At 58.4% G+C, this 19049-nt stretch carries 13 protein-coding genes; 7 read left to right on the forward strand and 6 right to left on the reverse strand.

Features of this window, described 5'->3' with window-relative positions:
- The first annotated feature begins 38 nt into the window (after positions 1-38).
- Positions 39-908, forward strand: coding sequence for a patatin-like phospholipase family protein (locus CFT65_RS15090; RefSeq protein WP_088828897.1), 870 nt, complete (start codon positions 39-41; stop codon positions 906-908).
- Here the strand turns inward: CFT65_RS15090 and CFT65_RS15095 are convergent.
- A complete protein-coding gene (locus CFT65_RS15095) occupies positions 905-1831 on the reverse strand; it encodes a universal stress protein (protein WP_088828898.1) in 927 nt (308 codons plus the stop codon). The genes CFT65_RS15090 and CFT65_RS15095 overlap by 4 nt on opposite strands.
- A 1-nt stretch (position 1832) precedes the next feature.
- Positions 1833-3320, reverse strand: coding sequence for a SulP family inorganic anion transporter (locus tag CFT65_RS15100; protein ID WP_088828899.1), 1488 nt, complete (start codon positions 3318-3320; stop codon positions 1833-1835).
- A 165-nt stretch (positions 3321-3485) separates the two neighbouring features.
- On the opposite strand from CFT65_RS15100, the gene CFT65_RS15105 reads away from it, so the two are divergent.
- On the forward strand, positions 3486-4766 hold the full coding sequence (locus CFT65_RS15105) for an MgtC/SapB family protein (protein ID WP_088828900.1): 1281 nt from the start codon (positions 3486-3488) through the stop codon (positions 4764-4766).
- A gap of 4 nt (positions 4767-4770) precedes the next feature.
- Here CFT65_RS15105 and alkB read toward each other — a convergent pair whose 3' ends face one another.
- Positions 4771-5421: a DNA oxidative demethylase AlkB gene (gene alkB / locus CFT65_RS15110; RefSeq protein ID WP_088828901.1), complete on the reverse strand. Its 651-nt coding sequence runs from the start codon at positions 5419-5421 to the stop codon at positions 4771-4773.
- A gap of 112 nt (positions 5422-5533) precedes the next feature.
- Between alkB and CFT65_RS15115 the strand changes: the two genes are divergently transcribed.
- A complete protein-coding gene (locus CFT65_RS15115) occupies positions 5534-8359 on the forward strand; it encodes an HD domain-containing phosphohydrolase (RefSeq protein WP_088828902.1) in 2826 nt (941 codons plus the stop codon).
- Between the two features lie 49 nt (positions 8360-8408).
- Entirely contained in the window at positions 8409-9188 is a 780-nt protein-coding gene (gene djlA / locus CFT65_RS15120; protein ID WP_088828903.1) for a co-chaperone DjlA, read from the forward strand.
- Between the two features lie 20 nt (positions 9189-9208).
- On the opposite strand, the gene CFT65_RS15125 is transcribed toward djlA, so the two are convergent.
- Entirely contained in the window at positions 9209-9817 is a 609-nt protein-coding gene (locus CFT65_RS15125) for a methyltransferase family protein (RefSeq protein WP_088828904.1), read from the reverse strand.
- Positions 9818-9979: 162 nt separating this feature from the next.
- Here CFT65_RS15125 and CFT65_RS15130 point away from each other — a divergent pair, with 162 nt between their 5' ends.
- Both CFT65_RS15130 and CFT65_RS15135 read left to right on the forward strand, forming a co-directional pair.
- A complete protein-coding gene (locus tag CFT65_RS15130; RefSeq protein ID WP_088828905.1) occupies positions 9980-11485 on the forward strand; it encodes an amidase in 1506 nt (501 codons plus the stop codon).
- 127 nt (positions 11486-11612) lie between these two features.
- Positions 11613-13481, forward strand: coding sequence for a putative bifunctional diguanylate cyclase/phosphodiesterase (locus tag CFT65_RS15135; RefSeq protein ID WP_088828906.1), 1869 nt, complete (start codon positions 11613-11615; stop codon positions 13479-13481).
- Here the strand turns inward: CFT65_RS15135 and CFT65_RS15140 are convergent.
- The gene (locus tag CFT65_RS15140; protein WP_088828907.1) at positions 13454-14197 is read right to left on the reverse strand and encodes a pseudouridine synthase; all 744 of its coding nucleotides are present in this window, start codon (positions 14195-14197) and stop codon (positions 13454-13456) included. The two genes, CFT65_RS15135 and CFT65_RS15140, sit on opposite strands and share 28 nt — an antisense overlap.
- Before the next feature lie 142 nt (positions 14198-14339).
- Here CFT65_RS15140 and CFT65_RS15145 point away from each other — a divergent pair, with 142 nt between their 5' ends.
- Positions 14340-15965, forward strand: coding sequence for a methyl-accepting chemotaxis protein (locus tag CFT65_RS15145; protein WP_088828908.1), 1626 nt, complete (start codon positions 14340-14342; stop codon positions 15963-15965).
- Here CFT65_RS15145 and CFT65_RS15150 read toward each other — a convergent pair.
- The gene (locus CFT65_RS15150; protein ID WP_088828909.1) at positions 15962-19045 is read right to left on the reverse strand and encodes an efflux RND transporter permease subunit; all 3084 of its coding nucleotides are present in this window, start codon (positions 19043-19045) and stop codon (positions 15962-15964) included. The two genes, CFT65_RS15145 and CFT65_RS15150, sit on opposite strands and share 4 nt — an antisense overlap.
- Positions 19046-19049: the final 4 nt, after the last annotated feature.

Genomic DNA, 19049 nt, shown 5'->3' on the forward strand with positions numbered 1-19049 from the left:
TTGGCCTCACCGGACATCAGAACAAAGAGGGGGAATGGATGCTCCAGACCCATAGTGAAAACAAAACCAGCAATGCCCTCGTCGTCGAGGGTGGCGCCATGCGCGGCATCTTCGCCGCAGGCGTTCTGGATGCCTTTCTTGAGAAGCGCTACCAGCCGTTCACTGAGGCTTGGGGCGTCTCCGCCGGCTCAACCAATCTGATCGGCTACCTCTGCGGCCACCACGGCCGGAATCACCGGGTGATTACCGACCACGCCTGCCGGCCAGAGTTTATTAACTGGGGCCGTTTCTTCCAGGGCGGGCATTTGTGCGATGTTCACTGGCTCTGGCACCAGTCCTTCCAGGAAGTACCGCTCGATCTGGAACGCTACCTGTCTGGCACCACCAGACTCTGGGTTGCAACCACGTCGGTAGTGACCGGTGAAGCCCGGTATTTTCCCGTCGACGATCAGAACATCCACGACGTTCTCACCGCCTCCTGCTCGATTCCTCTGGCCTACCGTGACTACCCGAAAGTGGAGAACGAGCCCATGAGTGATGGTGGAATTGCCGATTCCATTCCGGTTACGGAGGCTTACCGCCGGGGTGCCCGGGACATAACGGTCGTGCTTTCCCGACCGCTGGGCTATGCGAAAAAGCCATTGGCGTTTCCGGCGCTCACCAAGCGAATGTTCCGGGAGCAACCGGGACTCGCCGAGGCCTTGATAAAGCGGGGCGAAAGATACAACGAGACGTTGGAATTCATTCGGAATCCGCCGGACGACTGCCGGCTTCGGATTATCGCGCCACCGGAGGATTTTCCGGTGAGCCGGTTGACGACGGATCTGAACAAACTGGATCTGGGGTATCAACAAGGCCACCGCGCGGCGATGGCCTATCTGGCCGAATTGGCCCAGGAAGTCGCCTAACGAAGAACCACCAGGGGCTTCTTGGCGGTTTTGAGCATCGTGGTAGTTGTACTGCCCACCAGGAACTGACGGATGCGGGAATGGCCGTAGGCGCCCATCACCAGGATGTCGATATCGTGTTCCTCCTGGTAGGCGTGCAACGCAGGCTCCACATCGCCGGCCCGGATTGCCAGAGTGATCTCGGCTTCCAGGCCTGCCAGCATTTTCTCGGCTCTCTTGAGCTGCTCCCAGCGGTCGTTGGTATCCGGCCCAACCATCACCAGATGCAACGGCATACCCTTCAGAACCGGGCTGCCAGCCAGCAATTCCACGCCCTTGAACGCCGTGGCGCTGCCATCAAAGGCCAGCATGGCGCTGCGGGGCTGAGTGTACTCATCCGGCACCAATAGAATCGGGCGATGCATGCTGCGAATTACCGTCTCCAGCTGGCTGCCAATGTGGGTATCACGCTCGGAGCTGCTTTCACCGTGCAAACCCATGACCAGCAGGCGCGTCTGGTTCTCCAGCGCCAGAAGAGACTCGGTCAGGTCGCCGTGGCGCTGACGCTGGACCACTTCACCGATACCGACCTCACTGACCCGCTTTTGTGCCTCATCCAGCATGTGGTGTCCGTGTTCCAGCGCCAGCTTGGCGCGCTTGCGATCCAGCTCCGCCAGGTCTTCGAGCAACTGTTCCCGGCTGCCCAGACCAATGTTGCCAGCCAGATCCGGCTCCGCCGGATATCGTTCCTCGTCGAGCACGTGCAGCAGCATCATGGGTGTTTCCATGTGCCTGCTGGCCCAGGCGGCGTAATCGCAGACCGCCGGTGCGGCCTGGGAGCCATCAATACAGGCAACTACTCGTAACATCTCAACCTCGCCTTCATGATCCTTGTGATTGTTATTCTGGCCGCGATCGCTGTTGGATTCCCTGGTCTGTGTCATTTCAGTGCCCCATCAGCTGGTCAACGGCGTCCGGCTTGTCGTGCACGCCAAAGCGGTCAACAATCGTGGCACTGGCTTCATTCAGCCCGATAACCTCAACTTCCGCGCCTTCACGGCGGAATTTGATCACCGCCTTGTCCAGGGCACCGACTGCGGTGATATCCCAGAAGTGCGCCCGGCTCAGGTCAATAACCACATTATCGACTGCTTCCTTGAAATCAAAGGATTCCGTGAATTTTTCCGAAGAGCTGAAGAACACCTGGCCCACGACCCGGTAAGTGCGGGTATCGGTGGTTTCATCCAGCTCGGAGGTCACCAGCATATAGTGGCCCACTTTGTTGGCAAAGAACAAAGCTGCCAGCAGAACGCCGGCGAGTACGCCAAAGGCCAGGTTATGGGTGGCAACTACGACAATAACGGTTACCAACATCACAATGTTGGTGGAAAGCGGATGTTCGCGCAGATTGCGGATGGAATCCCAGGAGAAGGTACCAATCGATACCATGATCATCACCGCCACCAGGGCCGCCATCGGGATCTGGACCAGCACGCTGTCCAGCAGTAGCACCATGATCAGCAGGAAAACTCCGGCCGTGAGAGTGGAAAGCCGGGTCCGGCCGCCGGACTTCACGTTAATAATGGACTGACCGATCATGGCACAGCCAGCCATACCGCCAATCAGACCAGAACCGATGTTGGCAATGCCCTGGCCCTTGCACTCACGGTTACGGTCACTGGTCGTGTCCGTCAGGTCGTCCACAATGGTCGCCGTCATCATGGATTCCAGAAGGCCCACAATGGCCAGCGGAATCGAATACGGCAGGATGATCATCAAGGTTTCCAGGTTAAGAGGCACGTCCGGCCACAGGAATACAGGCAGAGTATCCGGCAGATCGCCCATATCGCCAACCGTGCGGATGTCCATGCCGGTCACGACGGCAACGGCGGTCAGAACGACGATGCACACCAGGGGGGACGGTAGAACTTTGCCAACAACGGGCAGCAAGGGAAACAGGTAGATGATACCCAGACCCGCGGCAGTCATCGCATAAACGTGCCAGGTCACATTGGTCAGCTCGGGCAATTGGGCCATGAAAATGAGGATGGCGAGAGCGTTTACAAAACCGGTCACCACCGAGCGTGACACAAAGCGCATAAGACTGCCGAGCTTGAGATAGCCAGCAATCAGCTGCAGCACACCGGTAAGCAGAGTGGCCGCCAGCAGGTACTGCAGGCCATGCTCTTTAACCAGGGTTACCATCAGTACCGCCATGGCCGCCGTCGCGGCGGAGATCATCCCGGGACGGCCGCCCACAAAAGCGATGATGACTGCAATGCAGAAAGAGGCGTAAAGTCCCACTTTGGGATCAACACCGGCAATGATCGAGAAGGCAATGGCCTCCGGGATCAGTGCCAATGCCACGACAATACCGGCGAGCACATCGCCACGAATGTTCGAAAGCCAATTGGCTTTTAAGGAATTCACCATAATCTCGGATTTCCAGCTTGCTACGAATTCAAAGGTCGCGAAGCTTATCAGCCCCCTTACAGGAAAGTAAGGTCGCTAGCGGTATCTTCTTAGACGCCTAACGACCGGCTTCCTGTGCTGCTATCATCAGAACATTCATTGATTAACAAGAGTTTGCACCAGCCCATGGATGACGTTGCTTCCCAGTTTTTGATCGGAAACCAGACCACCCTCAATCTTGCGGTTGCGCTTCTGCTTGGCGCCATCATCGGACTGGAACGGGGATGGGATGCCCGGGAACAAAAATCCGGTGAGCGGATTGCCGGCATCCGTACTTTTGCCCTGGTGGGCCTGCTCGGCGGTATCTCGGCACTATTAGCACAGGAGATCACCGAGTGGGCGTTTCCCGTGCTCTTGATCAGTGTGGTGGCCATGGCCATCGTGGCCTACAGCGAGCGGCTTGAACACATCCGCAACTTCAGTATCACTGGCATGGTTGGCATGTTACTGACCTTCTGCTTCGGCGCGGTGGCGGTGGCAGTAGACCCGATTATCGCCACAGCGGCGGCGGTTGTAACTGCAATCATTCTGGACAACAAGGAAGAAATCCACGGCTGGGTGAACAAGCTCAAGGAACATGAACTGGATGCAGCACTAAAGCTGCTGCTGATTTCCGTGGTCATGTTGCCGTTGCTGCCCAACGAAAAGATGGGCCCTGGCGGCGTTCTGAATCCCCGGGAAATCTGGTGGATGGTCGTAATGATCGCCTCCATTTCCTTTGTCGGCTATTTCGCCATACGGGTGGCCGGCACCCGCAAGGGAATCCTGTTTACCAGCCTGTTCGCGGGGCTGAGCTCTTCCACTGCTCTTACACTGCATTTCGCCCGCCAGGCCTCGAAAACTCCGCAGCTCAACGCCCAGTTCGCCACCGGTATCCTGATTGCCTGCGGCACCATGTTCCCGCGTATTCTGGTCTATTGCCTTGTGATCAATCCCGATCTGCTGCCAAGCCTGATCTGGCCTGTGGTCGTGATGACCGCCCTGCTCTATGGGCCCGCGCTCTTTATCTGGAGGAAAAATGACCGAGAGCTCCAGGTAAGCCAACCAACCCTCAACCAGAACCCGCTGGATTTGACCTCGGCGCTGGTTTTTGGCGCATTGCTCACAGCCATCCTGCTGATGGGCGAGTTCCTCGGCAATTGGCTGGGTGAGGCGGGTATCTATTTCCTGGCAGCCACCTCCGGTATCGCGGATGTGGACGCGATCACCCTCTCACTGACCCGCATGTCCAACAACAGCCTGGCCATGGGCACGGCCGTCATCGGCATTGTGATCGCTGCCGCCACCAATAACCTGGTGAAGTCGGCGCTTGCGGGATTTGTCGGAAATCGCCAGACCGGATTGCTGGTTGGCCTCCCCATGGTACTCTCGCTGGCTGCCGGGCTGTTGGTCGCCTGGCTGCAATAATGCCTTACCTGGCCCGCCGGAACGTCAGGTTGTAACGGTACCCTCCGGTCAGCGGGTGCTCTCCGGCCTTGAGGGTCAACAACCCATGGTAGCGCATCCGGGCGGGACCGCCCCAGACCACCACGTCACCATGGGCGAGTGGGACCCGGATGGGGCGCTCGCTACGTTTGAGACCACCGAACTGGAACACCATGGGCAGGCCGAGAGAAACCGACACTATCGGCTGGGAAAAGTCTTGCTCGTCCTTGTCCTGATGCAGCCCCATTTTCGCTCCAGGCTGGTACCGGTTGATCAGGCAGGCGTCTGGCTCGAACCCCGCAAAACCAGCGGTTTCGGCGGCGCTTCTGGCCAGTTCCCGGAAAGCCGCAGGCATGGCAGGCCACGCCCGGCCAGATTCAGGATCTTCCGCCTGATACCGGTAACCACGGCTATCGGTGACCCAGCCCAGTTGCCCGCAACAGCTCATTGCAGCAGACATGGCATGGCCGCCGGGGGTCTTCATGTGTCTGAAAGGTGCTTCTGACGTAACCGTGCCAATGCCTTCCATGAGCATTTCAGCGTTCGGCAGCGCGAACTGTCGCAGTACCACCGCCCCATCCATCAGAGGCTCGACGATCTGTTCTGGTGGCTGTTCGCCAAACAGGTCCTGGGTCATAACTACCGATTCCCCCTGAAAAAACTGAAAAAGTGCCGGGCAGCGTCTAGTCTTTCACTAGGCAGGTCTCACTCTGCCGTCTTACGCCAATCTACACCCGTAAGGATCATCCATGCATCGAAAACGCCAGACGGCCCAGGTTTCGCTGGCCCTTCTGATTGCATCGGCTATTACCCTCGGCATGCTGGTCCTCACCATTGTGTTGATAGGCCAGAGTTTCCGAGGCATGGAGACAGCCAAGGTCTCCGCAGCTGGCGCCACCGCGCGACAACTGGCTATCAGTGTTGATGACCGTATTCAGGCCATCACCGCGCCACCTTCCACCGCCCTTGCGGTGCTCAGCCATGACAGCCTCGCAGGCGCGCAGATGCTTGCAAAACGTCTTGACCGGCTTCCGGTATTGGCCGACATACTGACCAGCAGTAAGATTGTCAGCGCCGTCTATGCCGGTTACCAGAACGGAGACTTTATTCTCCTGCGCAAGGTTCGCAGTTCCGGAACCCTTCAATTTCCGGAGGCGCCGGACGAAACCCGTTTTCTGCTCCAGACCATCACCCATGAGGATAGTGAAACACCGGGACAATGGTATTTCTTCAATGCCGACATGCAACTGATTGAACAAAGACCGGTACCAGAATACAACTTCGATCCTCGTACCCGCCCCTGGTTCAATGCCGCCAAAGCATCCGATACCACAGAGCTGTCCGCTCCCTACGCGTTCTTCACCACTCAGGAAACCGGGATCACCCTTTCCCGACGGGCATCAGAGGAAGCCGGCGGGACAGGTACGATTTTCGGTATTGATGTGACCGTGACCGACCTGAGCACCCAACTGGCAGAGCTTCGCCAGACACCGAACACCCGCATTGCCATTGTTAACCAGGATCGGGAAGTTCTCGCGGATTCGGGGAACGCTAAAGAGCCCGGGCCGGCGATTTCCGGGGCCCTGGACCGATTGGGAGATCGCATGGAGGGCAGCTCTGTGACCCGATTCAGTGCTGACGGCAAAGACTGGTATGGAATGACCGAGCCCCTGAGCGCCCTGCAACAGGAAGGGCTCAGCATTGCCGTGGCGATTCCGTCGAACGAACTGCTGGCTGATGTCTGGGCGGCCCTTGCCAGGCAAACGGTGATCGCGGGACTCATTGCCCTGCTGCTTCTGGTGATCGGCTGGTTCCTGGGCCGTCGTGTGGGGCGTCCACTGGAGCACCTCACCGATCAGGTCAGCCGGCTTTCCCGGTTCCGTTTTGATACCCCGGTCAGATCCGATTCGCACATTCGTGAAGCACGCCAACTGAGTGTGGCGCTGGACGATATGGCGAAAACTATCCGAAGTTTCCAGAGTATCGCCACCGTACTGAACCGTGGACAGGACCTGAATCATCTGCTTCAGGACATTCTTGAGCAGATTATCCATATTGTTGGCCAGGAGCGCGGCGGCATCTACCTGTTCACGCGCCAGAAGAACCAACTCTCATTGGCCGTTAAACAGGATCTTCAACTGCCGGACACGATCTCGAATGTGCTAGCGGAATTCGACGATAACGACATCATCCGCATGCTTCGGCAGCAAATCCCGGGGCATCCGGTGTTTGCCGTTCTGCGCAACCGTCGCAAACAGCTGATCGGTGTCCTGGCGATCGAAATGGAGGTGGGTGATCACACCCAGCTGAGTGACGACCTGATCGTCTTCGTGGATGAAATTGCAGGCTCTGCCGCCGTTGCCATCGAAACCCGGGAACTGATCGAAAGCCAGCAGGCGCTGCTCAAGGGCATCATCCGATTGGTGGCAAATGCCATTGACGCAAAATCACCCTACACCGGCGGCCACTGCGAGCGGGTACCCAAGCTCGCCCAGATGCTGGTGGATGAAGCCATCGCCAGCCAAGACCAGGCCTTTGATTCGTTCACCATGACTGAAGAGCAGCTTCAGGAATTCCATCTGGCCGCCTGGCTTCATGACTGTGGCAAGATCACCAGCCCGGAGTATGTGGTCGACAAGGCGGTCAAACTGGAGACCATTCATAACCGCATCCACGAAATCCGCACCCGATTCGAAGTGCTGCACCGGGATGTCGAGATCCGGTATCTGAACCGTGTGCTGTCAGGCGACGAGGAGGCGGCCGCCGGCCAGGAACGCCAGGCTTCTCAGGCCCGACTGCAGGAAGAATTCCGTTTGATAGCAACGGCCAACCAGGGCGGTGAGTTCATGGCCGAAGAAAATATCGAGAAGATCCGCAGCATTGGCGAGCAAACCTGGGTGCGCCATTTCAGTGACCGACTCGGCCTCTCGCCAGACGAGAAAGATGCCCTTGGGAATCATTCGGAGCCGCCGCTGCCCTGCATCGAACAGTTGCTTGCCGACAAACCGGAACATCTCCGGCCATGGGGCGAACAAATCCCCCCGGTTCGAAAAGACGACCCGAGGAACCGCTGGGGTTTCGACATGGAATTGCCGGAACACGCCTACAACAAGGGCGAACTGCACAACCTTACAGTGGCAAAGGGCACACTGACGGACGAGGAGCGCTTCAAGATCAACGAACACATTGTGCAGACCATCTGCATGCTCGACGCGCTGCCACTGCCCGACCGGCTGGCGAATGTCCCGAAGCTGGCGGGCACCCACCACGAGCGCATGGACGGCCAGGGCTATCCCTGCGGCCTGACAGCAGCGCAGATGGGCATACCTGAACGGATCATGGCGGTTGCCGATGTGTTCGAGGCACTGACCGCCGTAGACCGCCCTTACAAAGAGGGCAAAACCCTCACCGAATCCCTTACCATCATGGCTCGCATGGTCGAAGACGGGCACATCGACCGCGAGGTGTTCGAGCTGTTCGTCCGCTCAGGCACATACAAGCGCTATGCCCGCCAGCACCTGCAACCCGGGCAGATCGATCACGTCGATGAAAGCCTGTTCATGAAGCCGGGCTGAAAAACACGTATATTCTATGGGCTGATTCATTCCTGTTAAGGACTTATTAATGCTGTTTGCAATCATTATTGGCGGTCTGATTGGCTACGCCTTTGGCAAATTCCCGGGCTTTCTGATAGGTGCGGCGATTGGCGCCTTTCTCTTGAACCTTCTCAAGCGCCGCCTGATTGGCAAGCTCCAGAGCATCCAGTCAGGCTTTATTGACTCGGTCTTTGCGGTAATGGGCGCCCTGTGTAAGGCAGACGGCGTTATATCCAGGGATGAAATCCAGATGGCCGAAGCCATGTTTGTGCGCTTCCGCCTGAATGAAGACCAGAAGGCGAAGGCAAAAGCCGCCTTCAACCGGGGTAAGGAGCCAGACTTCGATCTGGATGCCGAGCTAAACCGGTTCCTCCAGACCAGTGGCCGTCAGCCGGCGTTTCTGCAGATGTTCCTGCAGGTCCAGGTATCGGCCGTGGCTGCGGATGGCAAGGTGCACCCTGCTGAACACGAAATGTTGGTGAAAGTCGCCCGTGGACTGGGGCTGCCCGAGAGCCAGGTGGACCAGCTGGAAGCCATGCTCCGTGGTGCCCATACCAATCGGGCCGGCGCTGGACAACCTTCCTCGGCCGATCAGATCAGCGATGCCTACAAGGTACTTGGCGTCTCGCCTTCTGCCAGCGACGCTGAGCTCAAGAAGGCCTATCGCAAGCTGATGAGCGAAAACCACCCGGATAAACTCGCGGGCCGGGGGTTACCAGAGAGCATGCGGGAGATGGCGGAAGAACGCACCCGCGAAATCAGTCATGCCTACGATGTGATCAAGGAAGCGCGAAAAAAATCGGCGTAGTGCTTTCTTCCGCTATCGCATCAGAGCCAGCGGGGTACCCTCACCCGATAACGCTCGTAGTCCTCCCCGAATTTAGCCGCCAGCGCCTTCTCCTCCTCCCGGGCCTGGCGGGTAATCACCAGCACACCCGCCACCAGGCATACGAGGGAAAACACGCTGGGTAACGCCAGGAAAAAACCGAGCTGCCCAGCCATCACGGCCAGGAACAAGGGGTTTCGGGAGCGGCCAAATGGCCCGCTTGTCAGCAGTTTGCGCTGATCCTTGCGCGGGTCTATACCAGAGCGCCAGTCCTCGTGCATGTAGGCCTGCAGGTAATTGACGACGGTGAACGAGGCGATCAGCAGCAGTATGCCGGCCAGCAACACTGGCCAGTAATAGAGCGGTCCGAAAACCCCCAGCCAGCCGTCGATGTCGGCAAAAATCCGCACCAGGCAGATGCCCAGGATGAGCGCACGAAACACGTTGAAGGTATGTCGATGCCACCAGGGCCCACTTCCACGCTCACCATAGTTGATGTACGAAAAGTGCATACGCTGAGACAGCCCGATGCTGCGGCCGGCAAACTGCAGACCGATCATCAGGAAGAAAATGCCGAGAAAGTGGCGTACGAGGGGTTCAATAAATTCCATCAGGATCGCTTAAAACGGGTTCAGACCGACAGCTTATTCTCTGAAAAGGTCTGTGAAAAGGCCCTGCACCGGCTCCAGACCGCTCAGCTTACCTAAAATGACATGTCATCACGTTTTTAAATGCAGTAGAGTAAGTGGATCATTTTCATGGAGAGTTTGGTTATGAACGCCTCTGGAACCCCGCAGTCTTGCCATGGTTTTTGCAACGACGCAATGGGACCTGATGATGCCACCACCCTTGCGGAACGGGTCCGCCGCCGGGAGATTTCGATCACGGAACTCACCCGCGCCGCCATCGCCCGCGCACAGGCTACCCAGCCGCTGATCCATGGCGTGGCATCGGCGGATTACGATCAGGCCCTCCAGACTGCTTCAAAGCTGGATGCAGCCAAACAAACCGATTCCTATCCCCTGTTCCGCGGCGTTCCCACGCTGATCAAAGACAACACCCACGTGTCAGGCATGGCCACACGACACGGCTCCCTGGCAGTGCCTAGCGTTCCTGCGTCCGATACCAGTCCATTTGCCCAACAGCTGCTTGCCCAGGGTTTTCTGTGCCTGGGCAAGAGCACCCTGCCAGAATTCGGCTTCAACGCCACAACCGAGCCTGCTCATGCACCGGCAACACGTAACCCGTGGAACGTGGCTTATTCCTCAGGAGCCTCCTCAGGTGGTTCAGCCGCCCTGGTCGCGGCCGGCGTGGTTCCCATTGCGCACGCCAATGACGGTGGAGGATCCATCCGGATTCCGGCCGCCTGCTGCGGGCTGGTCGGCCTTAAACCCACACGGGGACGGTTGATAGATAACGAAGCGGCCGCCTCCCTGCCGATCAACATTATCAGCGAGGGCGTGGTGACTCGCTCGGTGCGGGATACCGCCAATTTTTTCGAGCAGGCCGAGACTTATTACCGCAATCCCAAACTACCGGCGGTTGGCCGCATTGAGGGCCCGTCGGGCCGACCGCTGAGAATTGGTCTGGTGCTGGATTCCATCAACGGCCACAAAACCGACGACATCACCCGACAGACCGTCGAAGAAACGGCGCTCAGGCTGGAAAAACTGGGACACCAGATTGAACCTGTTCCCGTTCCTGTGCACAGCGCCTTCCCTGATGACTTCGCCCTCTACTGGGCACTGCTGGCCTTCGGCGTCAGGGCCAACGGGAAAAAACTGCTTCACCCGGCCTTCGACAAGCACCGGACAGACGGCCTGACCAACGGGCTCGACAAGATGTTCAGACGCCAATTCTGGCGCCTGCCCAGCGCACTCTGGCGCCTCAAACGCTCCCGGCACGACTACGCTCACGCCATGGCAGGATTCGATGCCGTGCTCACGCCGGTGCTTGGCCATACAACACCCACCCTTGGCCACCTGAGCCCCGACGTGCCTTTCGATACCCTTTTCGAACGACTGCGCGAGTATGTCAGCTTCACCCCTCTGGCGAACGCCACGGGCGCACCGGCAATCTCGCTGCCCATGGGGCACACGCCCGATCAATTGCCAGTGTCTGTTCAGTTCATGGGGCGTCACGGAGGTGAACGCACGCTACTGGATATCGCCTTCACCCTGGAAGCCAACCAGCCGTGGCCGCTGCTTTGCGATTTCAGCCGAAACAGTCTCAGCAGTGGAGAGCGGAACGCCAGGGACTCACTGGCCAATACCGTTTGAAGTTGGACACTTATAAGAACAGCTGCCATATTCTTTAGGAAGCTCAGGGATCAACTTAACTCTCCACCGAACCGAGACTTGGGGCCGTTCGTATTTCAAGTAAAGGGACAACACATTGAGCCCGGCCATGCGTGACAGTGAAGTCCTCGTGACCCACCACAAGGCGCTGATGGAGCTGAGCCACAATACCAGCTTTATCGAGATGCCCCGCCCCCGGAAGCTGGCAGCCCTAATGGAGCTTTGCACTCGGCTATTGGGCGTGAAGCGGGCGAGTGTCTGGCTGTTTCCTCCGGAACGTGACCGGATCACCTGCGAGCGGCTGCACGACAAAGAGCTTCCCGGTTGCAACAGCTGCGTTGCGCAGAATGGCGCAGAGTTCAACCTGTTCCGCTCAGATCACCCCGAATACTTCCGCGCCATCACCGAAGAGCGGGTCATTGCCGTGGACGATGCCCACAATGATTTCCGTACCCGTTCTTTCGACCGCGACTATCTTTCTGTGCAGAACATCCACTCCATGCTCGACGCGCCCATTTTTGACGGCGAACAACTCAGCGGGGTTGTCTGCCTCGAGTCGGGTGTGCGCCGTGACTGGTCGGTCCCGGATATCTCCCTGGCTGCCGCCATCGCGGACACGATCAGCCTCATGAACACCCATGAGGCATGGCTGAGATCCAAACGGGCCCTGGAATACGTCAGTCGCTACGACTCCCTCACCGGCCTCGCCAACATTGATTCGCTGCGCGACCGGCTGAACCATCTGGTGCGCAAGATCAAACGTCGGGGGACCGGCAGTCTGGCCCTGCTCTGGATCGACGTTGACCGGCTGAAAACCATCAACGATGGTCTGGGGCCCCAGGCAGGGGATCAGGTCATTGCCGATATTGGCCAGCGCCTGCAAGAAATCCAGTTGGCGGGTAAAGACTTCCTGGCGCGCATTGGCGGGGATGAGTTTGCTCTGGTCATTCGCAACTACACCCTGCCGAGCTTTCTGGATGAAGTGATCCGGGAGATCCAGGGCCGTATTCGCCAGTCGATCCGGATATCCGACCAGGATCTGAATGTCAGCGCCAGTATGGGCATCTGCCACTTCCCGGGCGATTGCCACGAGCCAGAGGAACTGCTTAGAGGTGCAGAAGCTGCCATGTACCATGCAAAACGGCAGGGGGGGGACCGTTCCACTCTGTTCGATTCGGAAATCCAGATGACAGCCCGCTCCCGGTTTGCGCTGGAAAGCGAACTGCGGGAAACACTCAAAACCGATGGCCTGGATGTCTTCTACCAGCCAATTATGGACCGCACGGGAACTCAGCTGGAAAGCGCAGAGGCCCTGGTTCGCTGGCAGCACCCGCAGCGTGGCAGGCTGTCGCCGATTGAATTTCTGGACGTAGCTCGCAGCGCCGGGCTGATGTATGAACTGGGAGCCTGTGTCCTGAAAAGCGTCTGCGCAGACTGGCGCGACGCGAAAGACCGGAACATCCTGATGTCTACAGTCTCCGTCAACCTGTCAGCCGAGCAGGTATTGGTCCCAGAGTTACCTGAGCTGGTAAAGGAGATCTGCCAAAACCAGGATATGCCGGTCAGTGCACTGCAGTTCGAAGTGACGGAAGACTCAATCCAGGGCGATTTCAGCGTAATCGGCAGGGTTCTGGAGCAGCTGGTAGAGGCTGGCGCCGAGCTCGCCATCGACGATTTTGGCACCGGTTACTCATCGCTCTCCCGGCTCAAGAGCCTGCCCTTCTCCCGGATCAAGATCGACCGCTCGTTTATCAATAATCTTCCGGATGACGAGAACGACTGTGCCATTACCCTGTCGATTATCGGTCTGGCCAGAGGTCTCGGCTTGTCAGTGGTCGCGGAAGGCGTGGAAAGCGAAGCCCATGAAGCCTGGCTGTTCGAAAAAGGCTGCGACTACCTTCAGGGCTACCGTTACAGCAAACCGCTTCCCTATTCGGAATTTATCAACCGCTATCTCCCAGGCGGATCCGGCAGTTGAAACCCTTGAAATACCGATAACACTTCAAGGAAGCTTTCCTCCGGTGGGGCACTGATCGTAAGTGGCTCACTGGAAGCGGGATGACGAAAAGCCATGCCTGTCGCCGCCAGCATCAAACGCCCCTTACCAAAACGTTCGGCGAAGTAACGGTTGTGCCGGCCGCGGCCGTGATTGGCATCGCCAATAATCGGGTGATTGATGTGCTTCATGTGCCTGCGTAACTGATGCTTCCGACCTGTTTTCGGGCACAATTCGACAACCGCGTAGCGACTGGTCGGGTATTTTTCGATCTCTACGGGTATCTCGGTAGTCGCCAGCGTGCGGTAGTAAGTATGAGCGTCCCGCACAGGCTGCTCCTCACCTTTCAGGCGCCGGTCCTCCGGTTCCTCTCTCAGGGGATAATCAATCTCCCCTTGCTCCGGCGGCCAGCCACGCACCATGGCCAGGTAGGTTTTTGCCACCTCGCCGGCCATCATCGCCATACCCAGTGTGCGGGCCGTATCGCTGTCCCGGGCAAACACCAGGATACCGGAGGTCGGACGGTCCAGGCGGTGCACCGGATAAACATGCTGCCCCCCGTTAAGCGCCCGGGCGTATTGCAAAGCAAACTCGGTTTCATGTTTGTCGATGGGGCTTCGGTGTACCATCAGCCCGGCTGGTTTGTGGACGATCAGAAGGTAATCGTCCCGATAAAGAACACTTAGTGGATTGCCCATCAGAAGCCTGTCATAAAAAATTCATAAACGGATCGATATTAAACCTAATGGTTTCAGTTGCCATGCCGACTTTATATTAAGCAAATACTAAAAAACGCCACGACAAACGATCTGTCACCCACAACTTTTTCGGAAAGTATCGATGAGCTGGTATTCCAAAAGCATTCTCAACCGGGTTCTCCTGGTCGTTCTAACCGCCAATCTGACTGTCGCAGCGGTGGCGGTCATCTACCTGAACTTCTCCCTTAAAGTCAAAGACGATTTCAACGACCTGGTCAGCAACCGCATGGTCACGGCGCTCGAATCCCAGGATGTGCTTTCGGATTTCAAGACCCAGGTTCAGGAGTGGAAAAACGTTCTGATCCGGGGATCAGACCCGGACCAGCTGGACAAATACTGGGGCCGGTTTCAGAAGCGCGAAGCGTCCATTCAGAGCCAGCTTGATGACCTGATTCCGCAGATTCAGGAGCCCCAGGCAAAGTCCTTGATGTCCGATTTCAAGAAGGCACACCGGGAAATGGGACGAGCTTACCGCAAGGGGTTCGAGGCATTCACCCGCTCTGGATTCGATCCGAACGCAGGCGATGTCGCGGTTCAGGGGATCGACCGTGAACCCGCCAGGTTGATTGAAGATGCTGCAACCGCGGTTCGGGAAGACAGCCTTGCCAGGGCCGGCACCCTTAACTCCATTGTAACCGAGCGCAGCTGGCTGGTGGCAGGTCTTCTGATCGCCGCCATCATTCTTGGCACCATAGCCCTGATCGTGATCCTGCTGTCGAGTGTGGTTCGTCCCGCGCAGAAACTCACCTTGCAGATCTCCCGTCTGGGCGAGGGAGACCTTTCGGATCCGGTCACGATGCAACGCTCCGACGAATTGGGCCAACTGGCCAATGCTGCCCGAAACCTGCACCGCTTTCTCAGCGATACCGGAACCCAGCTTAGCGAGAATGCCCGGCAACTGAACGATACCGGAGAGCTGATCGGCCAGAACGCCGACAGCGTCGTTAGCCAGTCCGACCTGGCTCACCAGCGTATCGACCAGATCGCTACAGCCATGAATGAAATGTCGGCCACCGCCGAAGACGTGGCCAGTCACGCCGCCTCGGTAGCAACGGAGGTAAGTCAGACTTCCGCTGAAACCGCCAACGCGGACACCCAGATCAATAAGGCGACAGAAAGCATGCGCCGTCTGACGGACCAGATCCGCAGCTCCTCTGAAACAGTCAACCAACTCGCCAACGATGGAAAAAAGGTGGGTAACGTCATGCAGGTCATCCGCGAGATTGCGGACCAGACCAACCTGTTGGCGCTGAACGCCGCCATTGAGGCGGCCCGCGCGGGTGAGGCAGGACGCGGTTTCGCTGTTGTCGCCGATGAGGTCCGCAATCTGGCGGCAAAAACTCAGGAAGCGACTGTTGAGATCGACCAGATCATCAGTGCCATCGGCGGGGCCTCCCAGGATGCCACCGAATTCATGCAGGCCTCGGGCGTAGTGGCTCAGGAAAGCAGTGAGGCAGTTGAAGCGGTGCGCAACACCCTGGCTGAAATCAACCGTCGGATGGTCAGCATCAATGATGCAACCACCCAGGTAGCGACCGCAGCCGAAGAGCAGACCAGTGTCTGTGAAGACATCAACCGCAATGTCACCGATGTGGCAGAAACGTCAGAGGCCATGCACCAGGCAGCTGAGAACAACCTGCGCACCGTGCCCGAACTGGAAGCCATGGCAAGCCGGGCCCAGGAGTTGGCGAACCGGATCAGGCACTAAACGCGGCGAAACCGGCTGGTTAGCCTCCCGAAGGCCTGGCCAGCCCGATTACCCAGCACCAGCAATGACGGCGTCAGCAACAGCGTCAGCACGGTGGCGAATGCCAGCCCGCCGGCGATGGCACTGGACAGCTGTGTCCACCACTGGGTTGATGGTGCACCAAGACCCAGGGAGGGAGTCAGAAGGTCCACATTGACGCTCAAAACCATGGGCATCAGGCCCAGCACGGTGGTTATGGCTGTGAGCATTACCGGCCGCAGACGCAGGCAGCCGGTCTCCAGGGCGGCCTCGTAGGCCTCAACACCATCCTTGCGCATCTGGTTGTAGGTATCGATGAGAATGATGTTGTTGTTCACCACAATGCCCGCCAGGGCAATGGTGCCCATACCCACCATCACAATGCCAAAGGACTGTCCGTTCACCAGCAGGCCCAGCAGGACTCCGGCCGTCGACAGCACAATGGCCGAAAGAATCAGGAAAGTCTGGTACAACGAATTGAACTGGGTCACCAGTATCAGCAGCATAAGGCCAATGGCCACCAGAAAGGCTGTGGCCAGGAAGTTGGATGCCTGCTGCTGATCTTCATTCTCGCCGGCAAATGTCACCGAAATGCCCTCCGGTGGTTCTGGCATTTCAGCTTGCAGAGCGCGCAGCAGCTCATCCACACGTCGACCCTGCGCCAGATCCGACTTGATAGTCACCGTGCGCTGGCCATCCACCCGAACAATGCTGTTGGTCTTGTCACCCGGGCGCAAATCCACGAACTCCGAGAGCGGAACCTGGCCGCGACGGGTGTGAATGGTTTGCCGCTGCAGATGATCCAGTTCCCGCCAGTTGTTGGGCACCCGCACCACAATGTCCACTTCATCGCGCACGTCTTCCGGGCGATAGGTGGCCAGCCTCAAACCATTTGTCACCAGACGCACGGCACTGCCGATACCCAGCACATCGGTACCAAAGCGGGCAGCGGCTTCCCGGTCAACCTGCAGCCGCCACTCGATACCCGGCAGGCTCCGGTCGTCTTCGATGTCCACGAAGCCACCCAGCTCACGCATGCGGTCTTTGATTTCGTCCACGTAGCCATTGAGACTGTTCGCCTCCCGGCTGCTCACCTGCAGCTCTATAGGTTTGCCTTCTGCGGGCCCACCCTCCTGCTTGCGGAATTCCAGCTCGATGCCGGGAATATCGGAGGTCATAGCGCGGAAATCGTCCAGAATCGCACTGGCCGGACGTCGGGTGAACCAGTCGGTAAACTGGAACTGCAAAACGCCCACCACATCCGGTGCCAGCTGGGAACCGGCGCTCACCATCGAACGGGCGTAAAGGGCCTTCACCTCGGGCATGCCTCGCAGACGCTGCTCCACTTCGCGCACGATGGCATCCCGCTCCCACACCGAGAGATCACCACGCGCCCTCACCTGCACCTGGGCGGAATCCGGCTCCACGCTGGGAAAGAACTCCACGCCGTGGTTGAAGCGGGCGTACGCAGCATAGATCACTGCGATAACGCAGAGCACGCCGATCAACGTCAGCCCTGGTGACCTCAGCAACAGTGCCAGCACCCGCCGATAGGTCTCCATCAGGCGTCCCGGCGAATGGCCCTGCCGCGATCGCCGTCCGCCACTGGTAATGCCCAGCACGGGCAGAAAGACCAGCGCCATTGCCAGGGAAGCAATCAGACAGATGATGACCGTCAGCGGCAGGAACTTCATGAATTCCCCCACCACACCCGGCCAGAACAGCAACGGCACGAACACCGCCAGCGTGGTTGCCGTGGAGGCAATAATGGGCCAGGCCATACGGCTGGCCGCCTCGGCCCAGGCGTGCTTTACCGTCTGCCCTTCCGACAGGTTCCGGTCCGCCAGCTCCGAGACCACGATGGCGCCATCCACCAGCATGCCCGCTACCAGAATCAGGCTGAACAGCACCACGATATTGAGCGTGAGCCCCATGCTCCAGATCACGAGAATGCCGGTCAGGAAAGCACCTGGAATCGTCAGCCCCACCATCACCGCAGAACGCGGACCCATGGCGGCGATCACTACAATCAGAACCAGAACGATGGCGGTAAGCACATTGTTCAGCAGATCACTGAGGATATCGCGCACTTCCTCGGATTGATCCATGATGTAGCGGATTTCAAGCGAGTCCGGCAACTGAGGCCTGGCCTCATCGATCAATTCGCGAACCTGGGCAATGGTCTCGATAATGTTGGCGCCCGAGCGCTTGGACACCTCCAGCACCAGCGCCGGCTCGCCATTGATGCGGGCAAAACCGGTCGGATCCTTGAAGGTGCGCTGGAGCATGGCCACGTCGCCAAACGTAACGACCGTGTCGCCATCCACCTTCACCGGCATGGACATCACATCTTCGATGGTTTCGATCACGCCGGGCACTTTCAGGGCCATGCGGCCGTTGCCGGTATCGAGGGAGCCTGCAGCGACCAGCTGGTTGTTGCGGGTTACGAGGGACGCCAACTGGTCAAAATCGATGCCGTAGCTCTCCAGAACCTGGGGATCGACCACGATTTCCAGCAGGTCTTCCCGATCGCCGCCAATCTCCACCTCAAGCACTTCCGGAATGGACTCGATGGCATCCTGGAACCGGCGGGCGATGGTGATCAGCTCCCGCTCCGACAGTGGCCCGGACAGACCGACGGACAACACCGGGAACAGGGACACGTTGATTTCGTTAACCCTCGGCTCATCTGCTTCCTGAGGCAGCTTGGTGCGAGCCGTATCCACTTTCTCGCGAACATCCTGCAGCGCTTTGTCCGGATCAAACCCGGCATCGAACTCCAGCATCACCGAGGCATGCCCTTCCGAGGCCGTGCCCCGCATCTCCTTGATGCCTTCCAGGGAACGCAATTCCTGCTCCATGGGACGAACAAGAAGGCGCTCGGCGTCCTCCGGGCTGATTCCGTCCAGGGTCATGGAGACATAGATCATCGGAATGGTGACGTCGGGGTTGGCTTCCTTGGGGATGGTCTGAAACGCGGCAACCCCCCCGAGAATCAGGAACAGCAGCGTCAGCAAGGTGGTCCGGCTGCGGTCGATGGCGGCAAAGATCAGTGCGCGCATGCGG

This window comes from Marinobacter sp. es.048, assembly GCF_900188435.1.
GTDB lineage: Bacteria > Pseudomonadota > Gammaproteobacteria > Pseudomonadales > Oleiphilaceae > Marinobacter.